The 23,155-nt window shown below is 72.6% G+C and carries 23 protein-coding genes; 12 read left to right on the top strand and 11 right to left on the bottom strand.

The genetic code is table 11. From position 1 onward, the window contains the following. Positions 1-25: 25 nt before the first annotated feature. The 4 genes from ABTX60_RS30215 to ABTX60_RS30200 form a co-directional block, all read right to left on the bottom strand. Positions 26-1,129 carry a GNAT family N-acetyltransferase gene (locus ABTX60_RS30215; RefSeq protein WP_352100279.1) on the bottom strand — a complete coding sequence of 368 codons (1,104 nt, stop codon included), beginning with the start codon at positions 1,127-1,129 and terminating at the stop codon, positions 26-28. 705 nt (positions 1,130-1,834) lie between these two features. Continuing rightward, positions 1,835-2,515, bottom strand: a complete 681-nt coding sequence (locus tag ABTX60_RS30210; protein WP_352100180.1) for a hypothetical protein — start codon at positions 2,513-2,515, stop codon at positions 1,835-1,837. Positions 2,516-2,570: 55 nt separating this feature from the next. Further along, positions 2,571-3,638 (bottom strand): LLM class flavin-dependent oxidoreductase, encoded by a 1,068-nt coding sequence (locus tag ABTX60_RS30205; protein WP_352100179.1) that lies wholly within the window; start codon positions 3,636-3,638, stop codon positions 2,571-2,573. Further along, a complete protein-coding gene (locus ABTX60_RS30200) occupies positions 3,638-4,144 on the bottom strand; it encodes an SRPBCC family protein (RefSeq protein ID WP_352100178.1) in 507 nt (168 codons plus the stop codon). The genes ABTX60_RS30205 and ABTX60_RS30200 overlap by 1 nt, the downstream gene beginning before the upstream one ends. A gap of 311 nt (positions 4,145-4,455) precedes the next feature. On the opposite strand from ABTX60_RS30200, the gene ABTX60_RS30195 reads away from it, so the two are divergent. Further along, positions 4,456-5,808, top strand: a complete 1,353-nt coding sequence (locus tag ABTX60_RS30195) for a diacylglycerol/lipid kinase family protein (protein ID WP_352100278.1) — start codon at positions 4,456-4,458, stop codon at positions 5,806-5,808. A 74-nt stretch (positions 5,809-5,882) separates the two neighbouring features. Here ABTX60_RS30195 and ABTX60_RS30190 read toward each other — a convergent pair whose 3' ends face one another. Then, positions 5,883-6,209 carry an antibiotic biosynthesis monooxygenase family protein gene (locus ABTX60_RS30190; RefSeq protein WP_352100177.1) on the bottom strand — a complete coding sequence of 109 codons (327 nt, stop codon included), beginning with the start codon at positions 6,207-6,209 and terminating at the stop codon, positions 5,883-5,885. Between the two features lie 117 nt (positions 6,210-6,326). On the opposite strand from ABTX60_RS30190, the gene ABTX60_RS30185 reads away from it, so the two are divergent. Further along, entirely contained in the window at positions 6,327-7,277 is a 951-nt protein-coding gene (locus ABTX60_RS30185) for a TIGR01777 family oxidoreductase (protein WP_352100176.1), read from the top strand. Positions 7,278-7,284: 7 nt separating this feature from the next. Here the strand turns inward: ABTX60_RS30185 and ABTX60_RS30180 are convergent, their stop codons facing one another. Both ABTX60_RS30180 and ABTX60_RS30175 read right to left on the bottom strand, forming a co-directional pair. After that, positions 7,285-8,151, bottom strand: a complete 867-nt coding sequence (locus ABTX60_RS30180) for an SCO4651 family lipoprotein (protein ID WP_352100175.1) — start codon at positions 8,149-8,151, stop codon at positions 7,285-7,287. Between the two features lie 106 nt (positions 8,152-8,257). Then, positions 8,258-8,407, bottom strand: a complete 150-nt coding sequence (locus ABTX60_RS30175) for a hypothetical protein (RefSeq protein WP_167345921.1) — start codon at positions 8,405-8,407, stop codon at positions 8,258-8,260. Between the two features lie 138 nt (positions 8,408-8,545). On the opposite strand from ABTX60_RS30175, the gene ABTX60_RS30170 reads away from it, so the two are divergent. From ABTX60_RS30170 to ABTX60_RS30140, 7 genes are all read left to right on the top strand, one after another. Next, the gene (locus ABTX60_RS30170) at positions 8,546-8,974 is read left to right on the top strand and encodes a hypothetical protein (protein WP_352100174.1); all 429 of its coding nucleotides are present in this window, start codon (positions 8,546-8,548) and stop codon (positions 8,972-8,974) included. Positions 8,975-9,202: 228 nt separating this feature from the next. Next, positions 9,203-10,843, top strand: coding sequence for a phosphoglucomutase (alpha-D-glucose-1,6-bisphosphate-dependent) (pgm, locus tag ABTX60_RS30165; protein ID WP_352100173.1), 1,641 nt, complete (start codon positions 9,203-9,205; stop codon positions 10,841-10,843). 232 nt (positions 10,844-11,075) lie between these two features. After that, positions 11,076-11,363: a zinc-ribbon domain-containing protein gene (locus ABTX60_RS30160; protein WP_352100172.1), complete on the top strand. Its 288-nt coding sequence runs from the start codon at positions 11,076-11,078 to the stop codon at positions 11,361-11,363. Positions 11,364-11,522: 159 nt separating this feature from the next. Further along, entirely contained in the window at positions 11,523-12,008 is a 486-nt protein-coding gene (locus ABTX60_RS30155) for an SRPBCC family protein (RefSeq protein ID WP_352100171.1), read from the top strand. A gap of 252 nt (positions 12,009-12,260) precedes the next feature. Next, positions 12,261-13,268, top strand: coding sequence for a trypsin-like serine peptidase (locus ABTX60_RS30150; RefSeq protein WP_352100170.1), 1,008 nt, complete (start codon positions 12,261-12,263; stop codon positions 13,266-13,268). 212 nt (positions 13,269-13,480) lie between these two features. Further along, on the top strand, positions 13,481-15,004 hold the full coding sequence (locus tag ABTX60_RS30145; RefSeq protein WP_352100169.1) for a cytochrome P450: 1,524 nt from the start codon (positions 13,481-13,483) through the stop codon (positions 15,002-15,004). A gap of 348 nt (positions 15,005-15,352) precedes the next feature. After that, positions 15,353-16,600 (top strand): glycosyltransferase, encoded by a 1,248-nt coding sequence (locus ABTX60_RS30140; protein WP_352100168.1) that lies wholly within the window; start codon positions 15,353-15,355, stop codon positions 16,598-16,600. Here ABTX60_RS30140 and secD read toward each other — a convergent pair. The 4 genes from secD to ABTX60_RS30120 all read right to left on the bottom strand — a co-directional run bounded on the left by secD (position 16,590) and on the right by ABTX60_RS30120 (position 21,156). Further along, the gene (secD, locus tag ABTX60_RS30135) at positions 16,590-18,857 is read right to left on the bottom strand and encodes a protein translocase subunit SecD (RefSeq protein ID WP_352100167.1); all 2,268 of its coding nucleotides are present in this window, start codon (positions 18,855-18,857) and stop codon (positions 16,590-16,592) included. The genes ABTX60_RS30140 and secD overlap by 11 nt on opposite strands. A 78-nt stretch (positions 18,858-18,935) precedes the next feature. Further along, positions 18,936-19,472, bottom strand: coding sequence for a hypothetical protein (locus ABTX60_RS30130; RefSeq protein ID WP_352100166.1), 537 nt, complete (start codon positions 19,470-19,472; stop codon positions 18,936-18,938). Positions 19,473-19,516: 44 nt separating this feature from the next. After that, positions 19,517-20,200, bottom strand: a complete 684-nt coding sequence (locus ABTX60_RS30125; protein WP_352100165.1) for a response regulator — start codon at positions 20,198-20,200, stop codon at positions 19,517-19,519. A gap of 2 nt (positions 20,201-20,202) precedes the next feature. Further along, positions 20,203-21,156, bottom strand: a complete 954-nt coding sequence (locus tag ABTX60_RS30120; protein WP_352100164.1) for a sensor histidine kinase — start codon at positions 21,154-21,156, stop codon at positions 20,203-20,205. A gap of 356 nt (positions 21,157-21,512) precedes the next feature. On the opposite strand from ABTX60_RS30120, the gene ABTX60_RS30115 reads away from it, so the two are divergent. Genes ABTX60_RS30115 through ABTX60_RS30105 form a run of 3 tightly spaced genes read left to right on the top strand, consistent with a single transcriptional unit; the run spans position 21,513 to position 23,064 of the window. Beyond that, a complete protein-coding gene (locus ABTX60_RS30115) occupies positions 21,513-21,824 on the top strand; it encodes a TraR/DksA family transcriptional regulator (protein ID WP_352100163.1) in 312 nt (103 codons plus the stop codon). A 44-nt stretch (positions 21,825-21,868) separates the two neighbouring features. Next, positions 21,869-22,243, top strand: a complete 375-nt coding sequence (locus tag ABTX60_RS30110) for a TraR/DksA family transcriptional regulator (protein WP_352100162.1) — start codon at positions 21,869-21,871, stop codon at positions 22,241-22,243. Beyond that, positions 22,240-23,064: a rod shape-determining protein gene (locus ABTX60_RS30105; protein WP_352100161.1), complete on the top strand. Its 825-nt coding sequence runs from the start codon at positions 22,240-22,242 to the stop codon at positions 23,062-23,064. Before ABTX60_RS30110 ends, ABTX60_RS30105 begins: the two co-directional genes overlap by 4 nt. Positions 23,065-23,155: the final 91 nt, after the last annotated feature.

Below are 23,155 nucleotides of genomic sequence, written 5' to 3'. Positions count from 1 at the left end.
GCCCAGGTCTTGACCCGGGCCGGCCTCAGCCGCCGCGCAACCGGCCCAGTTCCTCGAGCGTCCGGGCCGCCGCACCGGCCAGCCGGGGCCGGCTGCGCACGAAGCGACGGGCGGCCCGGGCGGGCTCACGGCCCAGCCAGTGGGCGGCTCCGCCCGGCACCGGCCGCACCACCGCTCCTTCGTACACCCGCAGGTCACGGGTCTTGAGCGACTCCTTGTAGCGGGCCGCACCGCTGCCCAGGTCGACGGTCTCGATACCGTCGGCCGCAGCCGCCTCCAGCATCCGCAACTGCAGGAGGAGGCCGGGGGAGTACTTGGCGTAGGCGCGGTCGTACGCCGGGAACCACCAGGACAGCACCGTGCGCGACCGCAGCCCCAGGTGGGCGGCGACGGGTCGTCCGGCGGCGTACAGCACGGACAGCACGCCGCGGCACTCCGGCTCCTCGCTCTCCCGGAGCAGCCCCACCAGCCGCGTGATCCACTCCTGCGCGAACCGGTCCCGCCGGCCGGTCCGCCGGTACTGCGCCGACTTCCACTCCATCAGCGCCCGCAGCGCCGCCGGGTCCCGGGCGTCGTACACGAACCGCACCTCGCCCACCTGCCGGGCCAGCCTGCGCTCCTTGGCCAGGGTCTGTCTGAGGAAGCCCGGCGACCGCGCCCGCAGATGGTCCGTGTACGCCGCGAAGCCCCTGCCGATGTCGACGACCGGGGAGGCGAGTTCCTCGACCGCGTGCGGCGCGAACACCCCCTGACCGGCTTCGAGATTGTCGAACTCGAAGGACGACAGCCCACAGACCCGCAGCAACCGCCGGGCGTCCAGCCTGACCCCGGGACGTAACACGGCCCCCTGACTGTCGGACACGCCCAGCCCGATGGCCCGGCCCCGCCCCAGCACCCCCGCCTCGTAGGGGAAGAACCCCACGGGGGAACCGTCCTCCTGCAGCACCGCCACCCTGGCCCTCGGCCTGACCCGCCCCACCGCCACGGTGAACGCCGGGTCGAGGAAGGGATTGGCCGGTGCGCCGGACTCCGTCCGGATCTCCCGCCACATCTTCTGGTCGTTCGGGCCCAGTTCGTCCGGCCGCAGAACGAGAACGCGCTTTCCAGGCAACACTGCCTCCTGTGTCATCGGCATGGGGACACACGAAGGCCTGCACATCACCGCGAATCGGCACCAGGGCAGTACTCAGGCCGCACGGCGCAGGCCTCTGTCGGTACTGCCGTCACTCAGCAGCGGAACGTCTGCAACCGTTCGGCGCTCGGGGCGGATCCGACCGCCCCCGGACACGGGCTCGTTCCGGCCGCACGCGGCTCCGTACCGCCCCGGCCCACCTCGGCCGCCCCGGCCACCGCCGGGCCCGTCCCTGCCGCCCCCGTGGCCCGCGGCGTGCGCGCCGCGAGCTGCCGGACCGACGGCTCGTCCTCACACGGACACGACTCTCGGGCCCCTTCTGCCCCCTCGACCCCTTCGGCCCCGGCACTCGAAGCGGCACCCGCAGCCGTCGCGCCCACCGCCGCCGCGACCGTCACGGTCGGACGCCCGTCGCCCGCGAGCCCCGGAACGACGAGCTGCAGCAACAGCAGGCAGGCCACCAGACCCGCCAGCGCTGCCCAACGTCGCCGCACCATCAGACCCCTGACCTGCGTTCCGGGCGGGGGAGTACGGAGTGGACTCGGCCCGAGGGCCGGCACCGGACCAGACCCCCGACACGGCCGGATGCGCTTCCAGTAGGCCGAGCCCGGCTGCGCCCCGTCAAGCCCTGGTGTGACGATTCGTCCCTCTCGGCCGGTTGCCGCCGGAAAACCAACGGAAGCGCCGCCTCCTGACGGTGGCTCAGCCTCCGGCGCTCAGCACCTCGTCGGGCTTCGGCGCCCGCAGGTCCAGCGGCTCGTCGAAACCGCTGAAAGCCGTGGTGGTGTGCTGCGCGGCGCTCTTGTACACCGTCTTCAGCAGATACGGTTCGCCCTCGTCGGCCACGTAGAAGGTGTACGTCCCTTCCTTGTCCGCCTTGTCGGTGACGATCAGTTCGAGGGCCTTCGTGTCTCCGACGCGCGCGGATCCGCTCTTCTTCGCCGTGCCGAACGAGTCGAAGGGCCGTGTGCAGGAGGTGAGTCCGTCGCCGCCCGAAGAGGCCTGGTCCACGGGCGTCTTCACCCACAGCCTCTGCTCGCCGGTGGCGCCGGGGTTGTTCTTCCACTTCTGCAGATAGGCCCGGTTCGGGCGGACGTAGTCGGTCTTGCCCAGACGAATCTGCTCCAGGGCGCCACCCCCGGACCAAGTGGTCTTCGACCTGCACCGGCTCTCCAGGTTGGTCACGAGGTGGCTGGTGACCGCGCCGCCGCTCGTGGTGCGGTTGGTGATGTCCACGGTGACGGTGTCCAGCTTCCGCATTCTCGCGTTGGCCTCGTCGAGGATCTCGCCCGCGGACCTGTCCTCGCCGGAGCCGCCGGCTCCGCACCCGGCCAGGGCCGCCCCGGCCAGCAGGCACAGCGCGGTCGTCGTCATGGTGGTCATGGCCCGCACGGAGCCCCCCTGTTGTTCGTGTCGGCCGGTGATCGGCCAGGGGAGCTTACCCGCCCGCCTCGGTGGCCTCGGTCCCGTGGACCAGCTCGATCGCCCTGCCGAGGGTGTCGAGCCGGTCGTCGAGGGTCTCGCCGGCCGGGTAGAGGCGGACCGTGTCCACACCGGCGTCGCACCAGACGCGCAGGCGCCGCCGCACCATCTCCTCCGTCCCGATGAGCGTGGTGGCCAGCACCATCTCGTCGGTGACGAGACCGGCCGCACCCTCCCGGTCGCCCGCCTGCCAGCGCTGCCGGACCTCGGCCGCGACGTCCGCCCAGCCCTGGCGGCTGTAGGCCCGGTTGTAGAAGTTGGTCGACGCGGACCCCATGCCGCCAAGGCTGAAGGCGAGTTCCTTCTTCCGGCCCGCGACCATGGCGGCCAGCGCCTCCTCGTCCCGGGCGAACGCGACCTCGGCGCCCTGGCAGACGTCGAAGCCGGCGCGGTCACGGCCGGCGGCGGTCAGACCCTCGTCCAGGGGGCCGAAATAGGCCTCCGCGGCGCCCTCGGGGACGAAGCTGGTGCCGAGCCAGCCGTCCGCGACCCGGCCGGTCAGCCGCAGCATGGCGGGCGACAGCGCCGCGAGGTAGACGGGAACGGGGTGCTCGGCGCGCATGGACAGGCGCATCGGCACCGCCTCCCCGCCGGGCAGCGGAATGCCGAACTCGGAGCCCGAGTAGGCGATCTTGTCCCCCGCGACCACCTGCCGAAGAATCTCCACCGTCTCGCGCACCCGGGCCAGGGGGCGGGCGAACGGCACCCCGTGCAGGCCCTCCATCACCTGCGGACCGGACGGGCCGAGTCCCAGCAGGAACCGCCCCCCGGACAGGTTCGACAGGGTGATCGCCGTCTGTGCGAGGGCGACCGGTGTGCGTGTGCCGACCTGCATGACGCCGGAGCCGAGCAGCATCCGCTCCGTGCGGGCCGCGTAGAAACCCAGGGCGGACGGGGCGTCCGAGCCCCACGCCTCGGCCACCCAGCAGACGTCGAGCCCCAGTTTCTCCGCCTCCACGACGAAGTCGGCATGCCGGGACCAGGAGCCCAGAGCCGCCGCCTCGACGGTCGTCGCCGCGCGCATCACGCCTCCAGCCGGTGCTTGATGTGCTCCAGCGTGGCGGTCATGCCCCGTTCGAACTCCCGCAGACGTACGAACACGATCTTCTGCTCCTTCTCCGGCATGGCGTCGATCGCGAACGACAGCCCCGAGCGCCCGGGCCCCATCCGCATCCACTGCGACAGTTCGGTCCCGCCGTCCTTGGGCTCCAGCTCGAACCTCCACACGGCGCTGGGCTCCGCCGGATCCCCGACGGCCCAGGCGAACACCCGCTCCGGGTCGCACGCGACCACCGTCGAGGTCGTCTCCCACTCGCCGAACTGCTCGTGCCGGCTCCGGCCGACGAACCGGGCCCCCACGGCCGGTCCGGCCGTGCTCCCGGTCCACCGGGCGGACTGGAGTTCGTCGCTCATCTCGGGCATGCGCGTCACATCCGACACCAGCGCCCAGACCTTTCCCGGCGGGGCGGCGACCCATGTCGTCACCTCGACCGTCGGCCGGTCCGCGTACCGTGCGCCCGTCCACTCCATCGTGTGTCGGCCTCCTCGTCGACAAGGATGGTCGGCACAGGGTTGCGTAATAAGACTCACCAGGTCAAGTGGTGGGCGGCTGAAGGAGGGTGCGTGGACGTGCCGATGTGGCCCGGTGCGCGGAACCGCGCCCGCGGGGCCGCGTACGCTACCGGTGGTTCCACCCGGCGATCTTCACGTCCGACGTGACCGGCGGCGAGGGAGCCGTCCGGTATGACGGTGGTGGAGCCGATGTGCCGACGGGCACCATGGTCACGGCGGGGCGCGGTCTCCAGGGCCCGCCCGCGCCGGCCTTCGAGTGGAGGGACGAGATGGGATCGGCGATGGACGAGCGGTTTCACCGCCGACAGAGATGGGCCGCCCGGGGCGCCCTGGCCGCGGCCGCGCTGGCGGCCTTGCTGCCGCTCGTCTCCGGCGGCCTGAGAGGGCTGCTGCTGCTCGTGGCGGGCCTCGCAGGACTCGCCGTGACCGCGGCGGCGCTCTGGTGGGTCCTGTCCCGGCGAGGAGTGGTCCGTATCGCGGCGGCCGCGCTGGCCGTCGTCGCGCCCGTCGGCCTCATCACCCTCTTCGCCACCGCGAATCTGCTGTGGGTGGTCTTCCTGTCCCTGCTCCTGTGGTGCGGGGCGGTCTGGAGCGGCCGCTACGCCCTGCGCAGCACGGGCCTGCGGACCGTACGGGTCAAGGAGTACCGCACACCGCCGCCGCTGCGCCCCTTCCTGCTGCTCAACCCGCGTTCCGGCGGTGGCAAGGTCGAGAAGTTCAACCTGCAGGAGAAGGCCGAGGCGCTCGGCGCCCAGGTCGTGCTGCTCGACCCGGACCAGCACCAGGACGTCACCGCCCTGGCCAAAGCCGCCGTGGCCGACGGAGCCGACCTCCTGGGCGTCGCGGGCGGCGACGGCACCCAGGCCCTGGTCGCCGCCGTCGCCGCGGAACACGGACTGCCGTTCCTCGTCATCGCCGCCGGCACGCGCAACCACTTCGCCATGGACCTGGGCCTGGACCGGGACGACCCCGCCACCTGCCTCGACGCCCTCACCGACGGTGTCGAACTCCGCGTAGACCTCGGGTTCGCCGACGACCGCCCGTTCGTCAACAACGCCTCGTTCGGCGTGTACGGGGCCGTGGTGCAGAGTCCCGGCTACCGCGAGGGGAAGGTGGGCGCGGCCCTGGAGCGCCTGCCCGACCTGCTCACCCGGCAGAGCGGGCCGCGTCTGACGGCCACCGCCGACGGCACCACCGTCGTCGACCCGCAGGCGATCCTGGTCAGCAACAACGCCTACCGCATGGACGACCCCTTCGGCTTCGGCCGGCGCGAGCGGCTCAACTCCGGGCGGCTGGGCGTCCTCGCCGTCCGTGTGGACAGTGCCGTGGAAGCGGCCGAACTGCTGCTGTCCCCGCGCCCGGAGGGGCTCACGGTGCTCACCGCCCAGCGGGTCGTCGTCGACGCCGACCAGGCGGAGCTTGAGGTCGGCCTCGACGGTGAGGCGCTCACCATGCCCGCCCCCGTCCACTGCCGCATCGCACGCCGCGCTCTGCGCGTCCGCGTGCCCCGAGACCGTCCGGGAGTCCCCGAGGCGCCCCCGCGCCTCGACTGGCGCCGGCTGCGGAAGCTGGCGGCCGCGGTGGGGCGCACCGCCGTCCCCACGCGCTCCCGGCGCAACTGAGCGCCCACACGGCACTCACGCAGGAGGCCCCCCATGCCACACGGCACGGGGGGCCTCCTGCGGCACGCCGTCGGTCACGCCTGCTTCGGTCCGGCCTGCTGCACCACCTCGAAGGACCACAGCGTCGAGCCGCTCGCCGCGGGCTTCGGCCGTTCGCCGCCCTCGCCGCCGCCTTGGTGCGCGCTCTTCATCGGCCCCTCCATCCAGGCCTGGAACGACTCCTCGTCACGCCACCGGGTGTAGACGAGGTAGGTGTCGGTGCCCTCCACGGGGCGGAGCAGCTCGAACCACTCGAACCCGTCGGAGTTCTCCACGGCGTGCGCCCGGGAGGCGAACCGCTTCTCCAGCGTCTCCCGCTGCTCGGCGGGCACGGTCAGCACGTTGATCTTGACTACGCTCATGGGCCCCATCTTGCCCGATGGCGCATCCGCGCAGGTCGAACCCCCCACCCACGCACACTTTTGAACGTGTTCAATTATGGGCTAGGGTTGCTTCCGGACGACGAGGGGGAGGCCTTCGTGAAATTCGTGATACCCGGCGGCACCGGACAGGTCGGCACGGTCCTGAAGCGCGCGCTGAGCGCGGCGGGGCATGACGTCGTAGTGCTCAGCAGGAACCCCGCGGTGCCGGGCGAAGTGCACTGGGACGGGGCCACTCCGGGGTCCTGGACGGCCGAGGTCGACGGCTGTGACGTCGTGGTCAACCTGGCCGGCCGAAGCGTGAACTGCCGCTACACCCCCGCCAACCTCCGGCAGATGATGGACTCCCGGGTCCACTCCGCCCGGGCCGTGGGAGAGGCGATCGCGGCGGCGGACCGACCGCCACGGGTCTGGCTGCAGATGAGCACCGCGACCGTCTACGCCCACCGTCTCGACGCGGCCAACGACGAGACCACCGGCGTGATCGGCGGTGGCGAAAGCGGCGTCCCCGGCTACTGGGGCTACAGCGTCGACATCGCCAAGGCCTGGGAACGGGAGCAGGAGAAGGCCGAGACCCCGCACACCCGGAAGGTGGCCCTGCGCGCCGCCATGGTGATGAGCCCGGACCGGGGAGGGGTCTTCGACGTCCTGCTGCGGCTGGCCCGGCTCGGACTCGGCGGGCCGGTCGGCGGCGGCGCCCAGTACGTGTCCTGGATCCACGACCAGGACTTCGCCCGGGCGATCGAGTTCCTCGTCGCCCGGGACGACATCGAGGGCCCGGTCAATCTCGCCGCCCCCGGGCCCCTGCCGCAGCGCGCTTTCATGCGCGCCCTGCGCGAGGCGTGGGGTATCCCGGTGGGCCTGCCCGCGACGCGCTGGATGGGGGAGATCGGGGCGTTCGTCCTGCGCTCGGACACCGAACTCCTGCTGAAGAGCCGCCGGGTCGTCCCCGGCCGCCTGCTCGAAGCGGGCTTCGACTTCCGGCATCCCGAGTGGCCGGAGGCCGCGGACGACCTCGTGCGACGTCTCCGCGGCCGCCCGGCGAGGTGATCTCGGGTCAGCTCTGCTTCTTGCCCTGTTCCAGGGCCTTGCCGGTCATGTCGGTGACCTGCCCGGCCGGTGGCTCGTCCGCCTCCACCTCGGTACCGAAGTCGGTGAAGTCCATGACCGTGCGCACCGTGACCTTCCCGGGCGCGGACGAGGAGCCGGAGGACTGCTTCGCCTCCGGGGTCTTGACGGTCATGTCGATCTGCTGACGACGCATCCGCCCCTCGTCGTCCAGCCAGACGTCCATCGGCAGGGTCGGACCGACCTGCTTGCGCAGGGTGTCGCCGTTGGGGAGGTCGGCCACGTCGACGGAGACGCGGTAGCGCGTGGTCTGCACGCCGTTGACCGTGACCTTGCCCTTCTCGGTGACGTCCTTGTCTGTGATCGCCTTGGCATATGCGGCGGACCGGGCCGGATCGCTCATGGACCCGTCACCGGCGCCCTGCTGCGCGGCGACCTTCCCCAGGTCGATCTTGATCCAGGGCTTGCCTCCCGGCGCCTGCCCCTTGGGCAGCTTCTGGTACAGCACCTGATCGATCACCCGTTGCTCGACCTGCTGCCCCTGGACCGTGAGCGTCATGACGCTGTCACCGTCGTCCAGGTCCACGGAGCCCTGCCCGTTCGCGGTCTGCGAGGCGCCCTGGGCCGAGGTCCGCACCCGCAGTTTCACCTTGGCGGTGTCCTCCTCGGCCGTCCTGTCGTAGGCCGAGCGCACCGCCTGCGTCCCCTGTTCCCTGGCGCCGGCGCTGGATTTCGCCGAGGTGTCCTGCGCGCCGTCGCTCGAGTCGTCGTCGCCGCAGCCGACCAGCACCGTCCCGGCCAGGACTCCGGCGACGCCTAAGGCACAGACCCGCCTGCCGTTTCCCGCCCTGCTCATCGAACCAGCTCCCCTCAGGTGTGTGGTGCGACCCAAGTGCCCAAGCCGGGCCTGAACACACCTGTGGGGCCGAGGAGTTGCATACCGGGCGGAACGGGTGTCCCGGTCAGTGGCCGCGGCCCCTTAGCTTGCCGAGGAGGCGCTGGGCCTGGGCCCGCTTGCGGGGGTCGGCCGCTGCCCGTCGTGCCTGCTCCGCGGCCCGCCGTCCCTGCGGGCTCTTGGCGAACTCCTTGATGCGATTCAGCATTCCGGCCATGACACGGTTTCCTTCCGGTGGTGATGTCGCTTGCCTATGGTGCGCCTACCCCTCCTGCGGGGTGCTCAGGCCCATCCCCGCCCGGTCGGCGCGCGACCGAATGTGTTTGCCGCCGGAGTCACAGGCAAGTCGGTGTCCATGACTGATGAGAACAAGCGCACGAATCAGAAGCCGGCCACCGTACGGACCGCGGAGTCCAAGGCCCGCAGCACGGCGAACAAGGCCACCGAACCGGCGTCCCGGGCGGCGAAGGGCGCCGCAGGCAAGGCCGGTGAGGCGGCGTCAGCTGCCAAGTCCGGCGCGGAGCGCTCCACCGAGACGGCGAAGGCGGCCGCGCAGACCGCGGCCAAGGGCGTCGAGGCGGGCCGCCAGGCGGTCGTCACGGCCTCCGGCCACGTCGCCACCACGGCGAAGACGGCCTGGACGGTCATCGCCCACCGCAAGCTCGTGGCCGCGGGTGTCGGAGCGGGTCTGACCGCCCTGAGCGCCGCCTCCTACGCCGTCGGACGCCGCGCGGAACGCGGCGCGCACGGCCCCCTCACCCGTCTCACCGGCGGGCGGATCTGAGCACGGCCGGCGCGATCGACGTGCCGGCACGAGGGGAGCAGGCGGCGCGGCGCGCCACCGGAGTTCCGGTGGTACGCGGCGCCGCCTCCTCGCGTTCCGGACCGCTCCCTTCCGCGTGGCCTGGCGCACATCGGTCCCTCACCGGGGTGCCCCTCTCGCGCGGCACCGCTGTGACGAGGAAGGATGAGACCGCAAGCGAAGGATCAACCCATGCGGAGGAGCGGGCCCATGCAGCACGAGCGAGCGGGAAGTCCGGCCGGACCCGAGGATCTCGTCGACGTCGCTCGGCTGGTCACCGCGTACTACGCGCGCCGCCCCGACCTGGACGACCCGGGCCAGCGCGTCACGTTCGGGACCTCGGGACACCGGGGCTCGTCCCTGGCGAACGCGTTCAACGACGACCACATCGCGGCGACCAGCCAGGCCATCTGCGAGTACCGGGCCGGCCAGGGAATCGACGGCCCCCTCTTCCTGGGCGCCGACACCCACGCCCTGTCGGAGCCCGCGCGCGTCACCGCCCTGGAGGTGTTCGCCGCCAATGAGGTGACCGTGCTGATCGACGACGCGGACGGCTACACACCGACCCCGGCCGTCTCGCACGCCATCCTCGCCCACAACCGGGGCCGCACCACCGGCCTCGCGGACGGCGTCGTCGTCACGCCCTCCCACAACCCGCCCGCCGACGGCGGTTTCAAGTACAACCCGCCCAGCGGAGGCCCAGCCGCCTCCGACGCGACCTCCTGGATCCAGGACCGGGCGAACGAGATCATCCGCGGCGGCCTGAAGGATGTGCGGCGGGTCTCGTACGCCCGCGCCCTCGCGGCCCCCACCACCGGCCGCTACGACTTCCTCGGCACGTACGTCGCCGACCTGCCGGACGTCCTCGACCTCGACGCGATCCGGTCGGCCGGGATCCGGATCGGCGCCGACCCGCTCGGCGGTGCGTCGGTCGCCTACTGGGGCCGCATCGCCGAACAGCACGGCCTCGACCTGACCGTGGTCAACCCGCACACCGACCCCACCTGGCGTTTCATGACGCTGGACTGGGACGGGAAGATCCGCATGGACTGCTCGTCGCCGTACGCGATGGCCTCGCTCATCGAGCAGCGCGACCGCTTCGGGATCTCCACCGGCAACGACGCCGACGCCGACCGGCACGGCATCGTCACCCCGGACGCGGGCCTGATGAACCCCAACCACTACCTGGCCGTCGCCATCTCCTACCTCTACGCCCACCGCGACCGCTGGCCGGCCACCACCGGCATCGGCAAGACCCTGGTCTCCTCCGCCATGATCGACCGGGTCGCCGCCGACCTGGGGCGCGAACTGGTCGAGGTGCCCGTCGGCTTCAAGTGGTTCGTGGACGGACTGGCGGGCGGCACCATCGGGTTCGGCGGGGAGGAGTCCGCCGGGGCGTCCTTCCTGCGCCGGGACGGCTCCGTGTGGACCACGGACAAGGACGGCATCCTTCTCGCGCTGCTCGCCTCCGAGATCACGGCGGTCACCGGGAAGACCCCCTCCGAGCACTACGCGGCCCTGACCGCCCGCTTCGGCGAACCGGCGTACGCGCGCATCGACGCCCCCGCGAGCCGCGAGGAGAAGGCCCTGCTCGCCAAGCTCTCCCCGGCCCAGGTCACGGCCGACAGCCTGGCCGGGGACGCGGTCACCGCGGTGCTCACCGAGGCCCCCGGGAACGGCGCGGCCATCGGTGGCATCAAGGTGACCACGGACAACGCCTGGTTCGCGGCCCGCCCCTCGGGCACCGAGGACGTCTACAAGATCTACGCCGAGTCGTTCCTCGGCCCGGACCACCTCGGCCGGGTCCAGGAGGAGGCCAAGTCGGTGGTCCTGACGGCCCTGTCCGGCTGACCCCGGGCACACCACGGCCCGGGCCGCTCTCGGCCGGCCCGGGCCGTGGTGTGCTGTCAGCTGCGCATGCGGTCGCCGCGGAACCCGCATCGGCGCCCGGGAGCAACCCGCTCCGCGGTCACCCGACTGGACCGGCCCGCGCCGGTCGCTCCACCCGAACGAGGGGCCCGCGCCCCCGACGTGCCCGCGATACAGGACACTGGGTGAAGATCCGACCGGGAAGGACCGACACGTGATCATCTTCGGCACCAAGGGATACCTCTACCAGCTGGCGATACTGACGCTGGTGTGCGGTCAGTGCGGTAACCCAGCCGCCCACACACTCAGGAAGCGGGTCACGAAGTTCAGCCTGTTCTTCGTCCCGCTGTTCCCGATCTCGACGAAGTACCTGACGCAGTGCACCTTCTGCGGCGCGGAACAGAAGGTGACCAAGGAGCAGGCGGAGCAGTTGCGGACCCAGAGCGCGAACGGCCCGAGCGGCCAGGCGTACGGGCAGCCGCAGCCGCACGACCGGTTCTGATCCCTGCGGCCGGAGCGTGCGGGCGCGCGCCTCGGCGAGGGTCACTGATCACATCCGATGTGGCAATCGGAGCATCCCGGGTACTCGGCCTCCACGGGCCCGGACCTACGTGGGCCGATGGGCCTCCTGCAGTCGATCAGTGAATACGGAGGCAGTCAGATGAGCACCATCAAGGAAACCGTGGAAGTCGACGTCCCCGTCCACACCGCCTACAACCAGTGGACGCAGTTCGAGGAGTTCCCGAACTTCATGGAGGGCGTCGAGGAGGTCAGGCAGCTGGACGACCGCCACAACCACTGGACCACCAAGATTGGCGGGGTACGGCGCGAATTCGACACCGAGATCGTCGACCAGTTGGCCGACGAGCGGGTCACGTGGCGCACGACCAGCGGAGACACTCACCAGAGGGGTTCCGTCCGCTTCGAGCGTCTCGACGACACTCACACCAGGGTGGAGCTCGTGATGGATGTCGAGCCCAGCGGTGCCGTGGAGAAGGCCGCGGACATGATGGGCACGATCGACCGCCGGGTGAAGGGCGACATGAAGCGCTTCAAGCAGTACATCGAGGAGCGCGGAGTCGAATCCGGCGCATGGCGCGGTCGCGTCGAGCCGGGCGGCCCCGGCGGCGCCGGCCCCATCCTCTGACACCGGCCGCACTCTCCCGACAGCAGCGGCACTCCCCGAACCCGGCCTCCACGGTGAGGCCGGGTTCTTCCGTGCCGCCACGTCCCCGCCCGGCGCGGTGAGCGCGTGGAGTTTCGGCCAACGTTATGACATGCACCTGTCTATATCGGCCTCCTGGTGGCACGCTGCCCCCTGACCGTCCGCAGTGACACCCCTGCCTGACCGGGTGGGCGGGCTTCCCGCCGCCCGGCCCCCACAGCAGAAGGAGACCGCGTGATAGGCCGACCCCGCAGCCCGTACCTCTTCGGTGGCAGCACCCGCGCCCGCCGCTCCGTCCTCGGCGCGCTCGCCGGCGTCGCCGCACTCCTGGCGACCGGCGTCACCGCCGCACCCGCGAGCGCCGCGCCGGGCCCCGGCGTGATGACCGCCTCGGCGCAGGAACGCGCCCTGGCCTTCTGGACCCCGCAGCGGATGCGCGAGGCCACTCCGCTCGACCTGCTGACCGTCGACCGCTCCGACGTCAAGGCGCCGGCGCTCCGCAAGGGCAAGGCGACGGTCGTGGCCCCCAGCGTGCCCGCCTCCGCCGCGGGTCCGCTGGCCTTTCCGCACGGCGGCGGTCCCTGGTCCGGCGGGGGAGCGGTGACCAAGACCGCGGGACGGGTGTTCTTCAGCTACCAGGGCCGCACCGCATCCTGCTCCGGCAACGCCGTCACCAGCGCCAACAAGAGCACCGTGATCACCGCCGGTCACTGCGTCAAGCTGGAGGGCGCCTGGCACACCAACTGGGTGTTCGTACCCGGCTACCACGACGGGCAGCGCCCGTACGGCACCTGGACCGCCTCCAAGACCCTGTCCACCCCGCAGTGGACGGCCAGTGAGGACATCAACTACGACATCGGCGCGGCCGTGGTCGCCCCGCTGGACGGGAAGAAGCTGACCGACGTCGTCGGCGGCCAGGGTCTGGCCTTCAACACCGGCTACAACAAGGCCATGTACTCCTTCGGCTTCCCGGCCGCGGCACCGTACGACGGCGAGAAGTTCATCTACTGCAGCGGCACCACCACCCGCGACTTCCTGCTGTCCAACGACCACGGCCTGACCTGCAACATGACCGGCGGCTCCAGCGGCGGCCCGTGGTTCACGCAGTTCAGCGAGACCACCGGGACCGGCCTGCAGTCCTCGGTGAACAGCTTCAAGTACAACTTCCTGCCGAACGCCATGTACGGCCCGTACTTCGGCGCGGACGCCCAGAACCTGTACCAGAGCGCCCAGTCGTCCTGAGCCGGCGATCCACGGGAGCCGCTTCCTCCGCCACCATGTGGCGGAGGAAGCGGCTCCCGTGGATCGTTGCGCCGCGAGCCGTCCCACCATCCGTGACCGGGCCGAAGGCGGGCCGGTGTGACGCACGGAGCACGGGTGGCCGGAATCCATCGGGGGTGCCCTGGGCATGCATCGAGCGTTTGCCGACGCCCCCACAAGGAGTGAAACCGGTCATGAGCGCTCCCGCGACGTCGCCCACCCCCACCCCCACCGCCCCTGGAGGGCTCCCCCTCCTGGGCCACGGCCTCCAACTCGCCCGCAACCCCCTGCCCTTCATCGGCTCCCTGCGCGACCACGGCCCGGTCGTGCGCATACGCATCGGCCCCACTCCCGCCTACGTCGTCACCGACCCCGCTCTGACCCGCAAGGTCCTGGTGACCGACGCGGCGCACTACGCCAAGGGCGGCAAGATCATCGACGCCCTGCGTGTGTTCTTCGGGGACGGCCTCGCCACGATCGCCGACGGCGACGCCCATCTGCGCAACCGGCGTCTGATGCAGCCCATGTTCAACAAGGCGCACATCGCCGACCGCGGCGACGCCATGATCGAGCAGGTCGCCACAGCGGTCGGCGCATGGCCCGAGGGCCAGCCGCGCGATGTGTACGCGGACATGAACGAGGTCACGCTCGGGGCCTTCCTCGTCGCCCTGTTCGGCGCGGATCTGCCCGGGCATCTGGCCGGCGAGTTCACCGCGCTCATGCCGGACATCATGGCAGGAACGATTCGGCAGACCATTCTTCCGCCCTGGGTGACCCGGCTGCCGCTCCCCGCCAACCGGGCACACGCACAGCGGGTCGCCCGCCTGCGGGCACTCATCGACCAGGCCATCGACCACCGGGCGCGCCGGGTGGCCGGGCCTCCGGCGGACGCTGACACCCCGGCGGTGCCCGCCGCCGGTGGCGCAGCCGCGGCAGACGCCGGATGCCCGCACGCGGCCGCCGCCGGCGAGCAGCGGACCGGCCTCTTCGACACCCTGCTGACCGCCGAGGACCCGCTGACCCGTCAGCAGCTCCAGGACGAGGCCATCACCCTGCTGACCGGCGCGATCGAGACCACCGGCACCACGCTGGCCTGGACCCTCTACGAGATCACCCGCCATCCGCGGGTCGAAGAGCGGCTGCGTGAGGAACTCGCCACCGTGTCCGCGGAGCGCCCGCTCGCCTACGAGGATCTGGAGCATCTCCCGTACGCCCGCCGGGTGTTGCGGGAAGCCATCCGCAAGTACGGCCCCGCCTGGCTGGTGACCCGCACCGCCACCCGCGACCTCGATCTCGGCGGGCATCTCGTCCCCGAGGGCGCCGACGTGGTCTGGAGCCCCTACCTGCACCAGCACGACCCCGCGGTGTTCAGCGACCCCGACGCCTTCGACCCCGACCGCTGGACCACCGGCGACACGGCGGCCACCCGCGGCTCGTTCCTCGCCTTCGGCGACGGTCGCCGCAAGTGCATCGGCGAGAACTTCGCCTGGGCCGAACTCCAGATCATCCTGGCGACCGTCCTGCGGACCTGGCCGTCCTTCCGGCTCACCTCCCGGGCCCCACGCCCCCAGGCGGTGGTCACGGTCAAACCGGACCGCATGACCATGCGCTTCGACCGGCAGCAGGCCGCGACCCGAAGGAGCACCGACGACCCGGCCCGCATCACGACGGTCCCGGAACCCGGCCCGGACACCAAGCCCTCACCGCCCATCGCGTGATCCCACAGCCGACCGCGCCGGCCCCGGACGCGGGCAACCTTCCCGCCCCTCGGCGGCCCGTCTCTCCGAGGGCGGCCATGGGGGCGGACCATCAGATCGCGTTCCTCGTGCGGGAGTCGGCGCAGCGGGATCCGGAGCGGTGCGCCGCGGCGTGGAAGGGGGGCTGGGGCGGATCGGCCCTCACCGGCGACGCGTCCGCGCGACTGCGCCAAAGCCGCCACCCCGCCTCCTCCACAGCTGTGACACCCCGCGGCGAGAACCGGCCGGAGAACACGCGCAGCGGCGATTTTCGTCCAAGTGCGGCCATGCACCGCGTGTCAGCCGTCCGGCCGGTCCACACTGGGACCCATGCGCGTGGTGATCATGACGGCGGGATCGCGCGGCGACGTCGCGCCCTACACCGGGTTGGGCGCGGGGCTGGCACGCGGCGGGCACGAGGTCACGCTCGCCACCCACGGCCTGTTCGAACCCCTGGCCGCCGGATCGGGGGTGCGCTTCCACCCGACCCCGGTCGACCCGCACGCCGTGTCGCACTCCGACCGCGGCCGCGAGCTGCACGCCAGCACCAGCGGTCTCGGCAAGCTGCTGCGTGTGGTGTCGATGGCCCGGTCCGTGGCCGAGGAGATGACCGATGCCCTGGTCCAGTCGGCCCGCGGCGCGGACGTCGTCCTGGCCGCCGGAGCCGTCGCACCGCTGGGCCGCGCCATCGCCGAGGGGCTGAGCCTGCCCAGTCTCGGCCTGTTCCTCCAACCCCAGCATCCGACCCGCGAGTTCGGTGCGCCCATGCTCGGCGGACGATCGCTCGGCACGGTGGGAAAACACCTGGGCGGACGGGCCGTGATCTCCGCCGTCGACCGGGTCTTCGCCCAGGCAGTGCACCGGCTGCGCACCCGGCACGGCATGGCCCTGCGCGGCCCCTCCGCCGGCCGCCGGGCCCACGAGCGAGCCCACTGGCCCGTGCTGCACGGCTTCAGCGAACGGGTGGTGTCCCGCCCGAAGGACTGGCGCCCCGGACTGGACGTCGCCGGGTACTGGTGGCCGCACGACACCCGCGCACTGCCCGGTGAGGTGGAGGAGTTCCTGGCCGCCGGGCCCCCACCGGTATTCGTCGGTCTGGGCAGTGCGACGGTGCCGGATGCCGAGCACCTCAGCGCCGAGATCGTGCGTGCGCTGCGGGCGGCGGGACTGCGGGGCATCATCCAGCAGGGCTGGGCGGGCCTGGCCGCCCGAGGCGACGACGATGACGTGATCACCGTGGGCGACGTGCCGCACGCGCCGCTGTTTCCCCGTACCGCCGCCGTGGTCCACCACGCCGGAGCCGGCACCACCGCCGCCGTCCTGCGCGCCGGAGTCCCCACGGTTCCGGTACCGGTGCAGTTCGACGGCGGCTTCTGGGCGGCACGCCTGGTCGCCCTGGGGACGGCACCGTGCGCCGTCCCCCTGCGACGCCTCACCGCCGGCTCACTGGCCTCCGCCCTGCGCCGCGCCACGAGCGATCCTCACCACCGCCTCCGCGCCCAGGACTTGGCCCGTGCCCTGGGCGAAGAGGACGGCGTGGCCCCGGTCCTCGCCGCGCTGGACCGGCTCACGTCGTGACCGGTCGCCGGCCGGACGGCTCCGCTCGCGGGAAGCGGCCGTGCAGCCTGATCGCCAGGGGAGCGGCGGTGAACACCGAGGAGTACGTCCCCACGACGAGGCCGACGAGCAGCGCCAGGGCGAAGTCGGCGAGCGAGGAACCGCCCAGCACGGCGAGCGCGGTGAGCATGAACGCCGCGCCCATGCCGGTGTTCACCGTGCGGGGCAGGGTCTGCAGGATCGCCTGGTTGACGAGGCCGGGGAACGGTGCCGCGGGGCTGCGCCGGACCAGTTCCCTGAGCCGGTCGAAGAGGACGACGGAGTCGTTCACGGAGTAGCCGATGACGGTCAGCAGGGCTGCCAGGAACACCCCGTCGACGGGCTTGCCGAGCCAGGCGAAGACCCCGAGCAGGATCACCACGTCGTGGACGAGTGCGACGACCGCGGCCGATCCCAGCACCCAGCGGAAACGTGCCGCGAGGTACACGAACTGCGCCCCGAGGGCCACGGCGAGTGCGATCAGCGCACCTCGGCGCAGCTCCTCACCGAGGCTGGGGCCGATCAGTTCGTCGCGGACCTTGTCCGCTCGGCGGTCGAGGTCGCGCAGCGCGCCGGTGACCTCCGCCTCCTCGGCATGGGTCAGTGGATCGGTACGCACCGTCACTCCCGTGTCATCCGAGGACTGCACGACCGCCCGGGGGAATCCGGCGTCGGCGAGGGCGGCACGGACGCGGCCGGGATCGACGGGGCCGCTGGTGCTGTACTCGATGAGGCGGCCCCCGGTGAACTCCACGCCGAGGTCGACGCCGCGCACCGCGATGCCCGAGCCGGCCAGCACGAGCACGGCCGCGGAGGTGGCGAGCCAGCGGCGCGGGCGGCGCATCAGGAGGGGGTTGCGGCGGGTGAGGCGGTCGCGCACCGCGCCGATGCCGGCGATGCCGGTGAGACCGGGGCAGCGGCGTACGCCCGGACGGCTCGCGGCGAACTCGGCCAGCACCCGGCTGACGACCAGGGCGCTGAACATGGAGGCCAGCACGCCGATGCCGAGGGTGACCCCGAAGCCCCGGACCGGCCCGGAGGCCAGGAGGAACAGCAGGGCCGCCGCGATCAGCGTGGTGATGTTGGAGTCGGCGATCGCGCTGAGGGCCTTGCGGAAGCCGGCCGTGAGTGCCGAGCGGACACTGGGCCGGCGGCGTGCCGCGTACTCCTCGCGCGCCCTCTCGAAGACCAGCACGTTGGCGTCCACGGCCATGCCGATGGCCAGCACGAAACCCGCCAGGCCCGGCAGGGTCAGGGTGGCGCCGAGGGCGGCCAGGGCGGCGTAGGAGATCAGGCCGTAGCAGGCCAGGGCGAGAGCGGCCAGACCTCCCATGAGCCGGTAGACGGCGATGATGAAGAGCGACGTCAGCGCGGTGCCGATGGCCGCCGCCCAGGCGCCGGCCGTGATGGCCTGCGCGCCGAGGGTCGGGCCGACGGTGCGTTGCTCGACGGTCTCGACGGGCACGGGCAGGGCCCCGCCGTTGATGAGCAGGGAGAGTTCGCGGGCCTCCTCGGCACTGAAGGAGCCAGTGATCCGGGTGGCGCCGTCGCGGATGCCGGCCCCGCAGGCCACGGACGGGTCGACCTGCGGGGAGGAGATGACCTTGTCGTCGAGGACGATGGCGACGCGCCGTGCGGGGTCGCCCGGGGCCCGGCAGGCGGCCTCGCCGGTCAGGTCGGCCCAGCCGGTCCGGCCTGCGCCCTCGAAGCCGACCGTGACGTGCCATCCGGCGCCGCCCTGCTGGTCGAACCGGGCGGCGGCCTCCTTGACGTCCTCGCCGGTCAGGGAGGTGGGCCCGAGGCGCAGTGGCGTGCCGGACTCGTCGGGCAGGACCCGCTCCCGGGGCCGCTTCGGCAGTTGCCGGGAGGTGTCTTCCGCTCCGTCCGTGGCGCCGAGCACGGGGTGGAAGGTGAGCTGTGCGGTGCGGCCCAGGACATCGGCGGCCTTCTTCGGATCCTGCACACCGGGCAGTTCGACGATGATCCGGTCGTCGCCGGAGCGCACCAGGGTGGGTTCGGCGACGCCGAGCGCGTCGATGCGGCCGCGCAGCACCTCGAGGGTGCGGTCGGTGGCCGCGCGGTCGGCGTCGGCCGTGGGGGTGGAGCGGGTTTCGAGCACGATCTGGGTCCCGCCGCGCAGGTCCAGTCCGAGCCGGACGGGCACAGTGGCGGCGATGTACAGGGACAGGGCGAGCACGGTGAGGGCGAGCAGCGCTCTCACACGCGGGGAACGGTTCAAGGGAGCCTCCGGCAGGCACACCACGTCGGCGGCCGTCGCGGACCGCCGCGGGTGGGTCGGGGTGAAGGGGAAGGGGCGTCAGGTGCCGGAGAACACCGGGGGCGCCCGCCCCTGGTCCTGGGCCGCGTGAGGCTGGGGGACGGGCATGCGCAGGGTCGGAGGCCCGTGCGGGTGGGGAAACAGGAAGGGGGTGGCGTGCGTGCTCCGGTCGCAGGTGCCGGAGTGTCCGCGGGGGCCCGGGTGTTCGCCGTGCGTCTGCTCGTGACGGGTGGCTGCCCGGACGACGCGGGCGGCATCGCACCCGTCGTCGGCGTGCGTCTCGGCGTACCGGAGAGGGTCCGCCGCGCGCGTGCCGCCTGACCGGAGGTGATCCGCCGCGCGCGTGCCCCCTGCCAGGAGGTGGTCGGCCGCCGCACGCGTCCCGTCGTACCGGAGGTGGTCGGCCGCCGTGGCATGGCCGGACGTGCCCGTGCCCGTGCTCGGTGCGCCGGGCGGCGGGGTGACGAGGCCGAGGACGGCCAGCACCGCCGCGACGACGACCGCGAGCAGCGCGGCGGCGGGGGAGTGGGGTCGGGTGGTGCCGACGACGGGCGCTGTGCGCGCGATGTGGTGCACCGTTCCCCTCTCCTCGCGATGGACGGCCCGGGCCCGTTGTGGGGTCAGGCCTCGATCAGTCCGGCGCGGATGGCGTAGCGGGTGAGGTCGAGGCGGTCCCGCAGGCCGAGTTTCTGCAGCAGGTTGGCGCGATGCCGCTGGACGGTCTTGATGCTGATGAAGAGCAGTTCGGCGATCTCCTTGGACGAGTGGCCCTCAGCGACCAGCTTGAGGACCTCCTCCTCGCGCGGGGTGAGGATCTGGTCGGGCGTTTCCTGGCCGTGGCGGGCCCGGTCCAGGTAGTTGCGGATCAGGGCGGTGACCGCGCCGGGGTACAGAAAGGGCTCGTCCCGCATCGCGGCCCGGCAGGCGGCGACCAGGTCCCGGTCGGCGACGGACTTCAGCACGTACCCGCTCGCGCCGGCCTTCAGGGCCTGGAAGAAGTACTGCTCGTTGTCGTGCATGGTGAGCATCAGGATCCGCAGGCCCGGTCTGAGGGCGGCCAGTTCGCGGGCCGCCTGCAGGCCGGTCAGGCGCGGCATGGCGATGTCGAGCACGGCCAGGTCGACGTCGTGGGTGCGGGCCAGCTCGATGGCTTCCGCCCCGTCACCGGCCTCGGCGACCACGTCGAGGTCCGGTTGCTGGTCGAGGATCAGCCGCACACCGCGGCGGACCAGGGCGTGGTCGTCGGCGAGCAGGATGCGGATCGTGCTCGGTTCCGCCGGAGCGGGCGTGGTCGTGTCGGGCATGGTCAGGGCTGCATCCTTGCGACGGGCGCGGTGAGCTGGACGCGGGTGCCGGCCCGGGGCGCCGGGGTGATCTCCAGGGTGCCGCCGACGAGCAGGGCGCGTTCGCGCATGCCGCGGATCCCGGCGCCTTCGCGAGGGGCCTCGATGCCGCTGCCGTCGTCGGTCACCGTCAGCACCACACCGTCGTCGGCACGGCGCAGGGCGACGGTGACCCGCCGGGCGTCCGCATGGCGGGCGACGTTGGTCAGCGACTCCTGGGCGACCCGGTAGAGGACGAGCTCCGTCTCCGGCTCCAGCGCGGGCAGATCGGAGTCGAAGCGGCGGGTGACCGACAGCCCGGTGTGGGTGGCGAAGTCCTCGCTGAGCGAGGTCAGCGCGCTCACCAGGCCCAGGTCGTCCAGCACGCCCGGCCGCAGCCGGCGTACCAGCCGGCGGACCTCGTCCAGGCTCTCCCGGGTGATCTCCTGCAACTCCTGCAGCTCCCCCCGCAGCGGCTCCGGGGCGTCGTCCGCCGAGCGCTTGAGGCCCAGCAGGATCGCGGTCATGCTCTGGCCGACCTCGTCGTGCAGTTCCTGGGCGATGCGGCGGCGTTCCCCCTCCTGGGCCAGGAGGGCCCGGGTGCTGCTGGCGACCCTCTCCTGCTCCAGCCGCTCCAGCATGGCGTTGAACGTACGGATCAGCTCCGCGACCCCGCCGCCGCCCGAAGCGGGCAGGCGCTGGCCGGGCCGCAGCAGGTCCACGGTCGTCATCAGCCTGGTGAGCCGGTCCAGGGGAGCCAGGCCGAACCGCAGCAGCGCCGCGTTCGCGACGAGCATGACGGCCAGACCGCCGACCAGGATCACCGCCTCGGTCAGCAGCACCGGCACGGAGACGGTCACCGGAGCCCACAGCAGCAAGGCCGTGGCCGTACCCAGCACCACGGCGTTGAGCGCGAAGATCCGCCAGAACAAGGACACCGTCCCTGCGCCTCCCCTTCTCCTACCTGGGTCTCACCTCCACAGTCGGGCATCGCGGGGCCCACCGCCTTCGCGGCCCAGGCGCTGAGCAAGCCCGCCGATCAGGCTGCCCCCTCCCCGCGGGTCCCGTCCATGGGCACTGACCCCCATTTCCCCGGTCACGCCGCACCCAGGGCGCGGGGCCATGGGTTGCCCGTCCCACCGCAAATGGGTTCCGCGCCCGATGGGTATCCGCCGCCGACCGGGCCAGGGTGGAGAGCACAGACCACCCGACAGCGGACGGGCGGCCCGGCAACGCCGCCGGGCCGCCCGCCGCGCATGACCGACCCGCGCACCCGCGCCGAAAGGGACCGACCATGTCGCTCGATGTCACCCGGGCCGAGCCCCACCCGCACGAGGCCCGCCGGCGCCTGGAACACGCCCGCACCTCGAGGCTGGCCCAGCTGCGCGCCCTCGACGAGAGCGAGCGCGGACCGGAGGATCACCTGCTGTCCGCGCAGCGGACCGCGATGCAGCGGGTCCTCGCAGAGATCGAGGAAGCCTTCACCCGCATCGACGACGGCACCTACGGAATCTGTGTGGGCTGTGCGAAGCCCGTTCCCGCCGAACGACTCGAGATCCTGCCGTACACCCGCCACTGCGTCGCCTGCCAGCGCCGCGCGGCCTGACCCCGCCCGTACCGACCTCCTACGCCCTGCCGCAAAGGGGTGACGTGGTGAACCACCAGACCATCGACGAGAGCACGACCCACCTGTCGGCCGAGGACCTCGCCGCGCTGCGCGAGAACCTCCATGAGCAGCGCCTGTTCCGCCAGGAGCAACTGCGCCTGCTCGCCGGGCCGGTCACCTCCCGGACCGAGGACCGGATCCGGCAGCGAGCGGCCGCGCAGATCGAGGTCCGCGTCAAACTGGCCGCCTCCGCCCGCATGGTCCTCACCGACGTCGAAGCAGCCCTCACCCGCATGAACGAGGGCTCGTACGGCCCCTGCCGCCTGTGCCGGCACCCGATCGAACGGGAACGGCTCATGATCGTGCCGCAGGCCCGCTACTGCTCCCGCTGCCAGCAGGTCAAGGAGGCACAGCCATGACCGGCACCCACGACCTGCCCGGGGACGCCGCCCGTCACCGGCCCTGGCCGCTGTGCCGACGCTGCTGCGGCATCGCGCTGGACATGGGCAGCGCCCGCACCCGCGTCTGGATCGCCGGCCAGGGCACGGTCGTCGACGTACCCACCGTCACCTTCCCCGGCACCGGCGCGGTGTACCCCGTCCAGCGCGGCACCATCATCGACACCCCGGGCTGCTCCCGGATGCTGCAGCGCCTGCTCGGCCACCGGCTGCCCCGTTTCACCCGCCCGATGGTCATCGTCACCACGCCCGTCCTGGACGGCGTCGCCTACCGCACCCGGGCCCGCGCCGCCGTCGAGGTGCTGCGGCCCCGCAGCGTCCTGACCGTCCCCAGCGCCCGGAGCATCGCTCTGGCCGCCGACGCCGACATGTCCCGGCCGCTGCTGGTGGTGGACATCGGAGCCCACCTCACCGAGGCGGTGCTGCTGTGCGACGGCGCCGTCACCGACGCGCGCCGGACGGCCGTAGGCACCAGCGACCTCGGTGAGACGACCTCGCCCGAGCAGATCGTCGCATCGGTGGTCGCGATGCTGACCGCGATCCGCCGCGACGACCGCACCTCCCTCGCCGCAGGAGCCCTGCGGCGCGGCGTCCTCCTGGCCGGCGGGGGAGCCCTGCGACCCGAGATCACCTACGCCCTCACGGCCCGGCTGAAGGCACCGCTGCGTATTGTCCCGGCGCCGCACACCGCGGCCGTCCGCGGCGCCGCCGGGTTCCTCCAAGCCGCCCACACCCACCCCTCGACCACCGCGCCCCTGCCACCCGTTGCCCATCCCCGCTAGGTCGTGTCCGCAAAGTCCCGTCGTCCGCCCGGAGGGCGGGCCCCGCGGCGTCTGGTGCGTGCTCTCGGCGTGCCGGGCGGAGTCCCTCGTA

The sequence above is a fragment of the Streptomyces sp. NPDC126510 genome (genome assembly GCF_040302345.1).
GTDB lineage: Bacteria > Actinomycetota > Actinomycetes > Streptomycetales > Streptomycetaceae > Streptomyces.
The sequence above is the reverse complement of the archived record's forward strand: the minus strand, read 5'-3'. Positions and strand labels throughout refer to the sequence as shown.

What these genes read in the sequence shown, in the direction of transcription:
- ABTX60_RS30115 (WP_352100163.1), top strand. Translation starts at nt 21,513, where the DNA reads ATGTCGCTCGATGTCACCCGGGCCGAGCCCCACCCGCACGAGGCCCGC.
- ABTX60_RS30210 (WP_352100180.1), bottom strand. Translation starts at nt 2,515, where the DNA reads ATGACCACCATGACGACGACCGCGCTGTGCCTGCTGGCCGGGGCGGCC.
- ABTX60_RS30195 (WP_352100278.1), top strand. Translation starts at nt 4,456, where the DNA reads ATGGGATCGGCGATGGACGAGCGGTTTCACCGCCGACAGAGATGGGCC.
- ABTX60_RS30180 (WP_352100175.1), bottom strand. Translation starts at nt 8,151, where the DNA reads ATGAGCAGGGCGGGAAACGGCAGGCGGGTCTGTGCCTTAGGCGTCGCC.
- ABTX60_RS30190 (WP_352100177.1), bottom strand. Translation starts at nt 6,209, where the DNA reads ATGAGCGTAGTCAAGATCAACGTGCTGACCGTGCCCGCCGAGCAGCGG.
- ABTX60_RS30200 (WP_352100178.1), bottom strand. Translation starts at nt 4,144, where the DNA reads ATGGAGTGGACGGGCGCACGGTACGCGGACCGGCCGACGGTCGAGGTG.
- ABTX60_RS30205 (WP_352100179.1), bottom strand. Translation starts at nt 3,638, where the DNA reads ATGCGCGCGGCGACGACCGTCGAGGCGGCGGCTCTGGGCTCCTGGTCC.
- ABTX60_RS30140 (WP_352100168.1), top strand. Translation starts at nt 15,353, where the DNA reads ATGCGCGTGGTGATCATGACGGCGGGATCGCGCGGCGACGTCGCGCCC.
- ABTX60_RS30175 (WP_167345921.1), bottom strand. Translation starts at nt 8,407, where the DNA reads ATGGCCGGAATGCTGAATCGCATCAAGGAGTTCGCCAAGAGCCCGCAG.
- ABTX60_RS30125 (WP_352100165.1), bottom strand. Translation starts at nt 20,200, where the DNA reads ATGCCCGACACGACCACGCCCGCTCCGGCGGAACCGAGCACGATCCGC.
- ABTX60_RS30170 (WP_352100174.1), top strand. Translation starts at nt 8,546, where the DNA reads ATGACTGATGAGAACAAGCGCACGAATCAGAAGCCGGCCACCGTACGG.
- ABTX60_RS30105 (WP_352100161.1), top strand. Translation starts at nt 22,240, where the DNA reads ATGACCGGCACCCACGACCTGCCCGGGGACGCCGCCCGTCACCGGCCC.
- ABTX60_RS30155 (WP_352100171.1), top strand. Translation starts at nt 11,523, where the DNA reads ATGAGCACCATCAAGGAAACCGTGGAAGTCGACGTCCCCGTCCACACC.
- ABTX60_RS30215 (WP_352100279.1), bottom strand. Translation starts at nt 1,129, where the DNA reads ATGACACAGGAGGCAGTGTTGCCTGGAAAGCGCGTTCTCGTTCTGCGG.
- pgm (WP_352100173.1), top strand. Translation starts at nt 9,203, where the DNA reads ATGCAGCACGAGCGAGCGGGAAGTCCGGCCGGACCCGAGGATCTCGTC.
- ABTX60_RS30145 (WP_352100169.1), top strand. Translation starts at nt 13,481, where the DNA reads ATGAGCGCTCCCGCGACGTCGCCCACCCCCACCCCCACCGCCCCTGGA.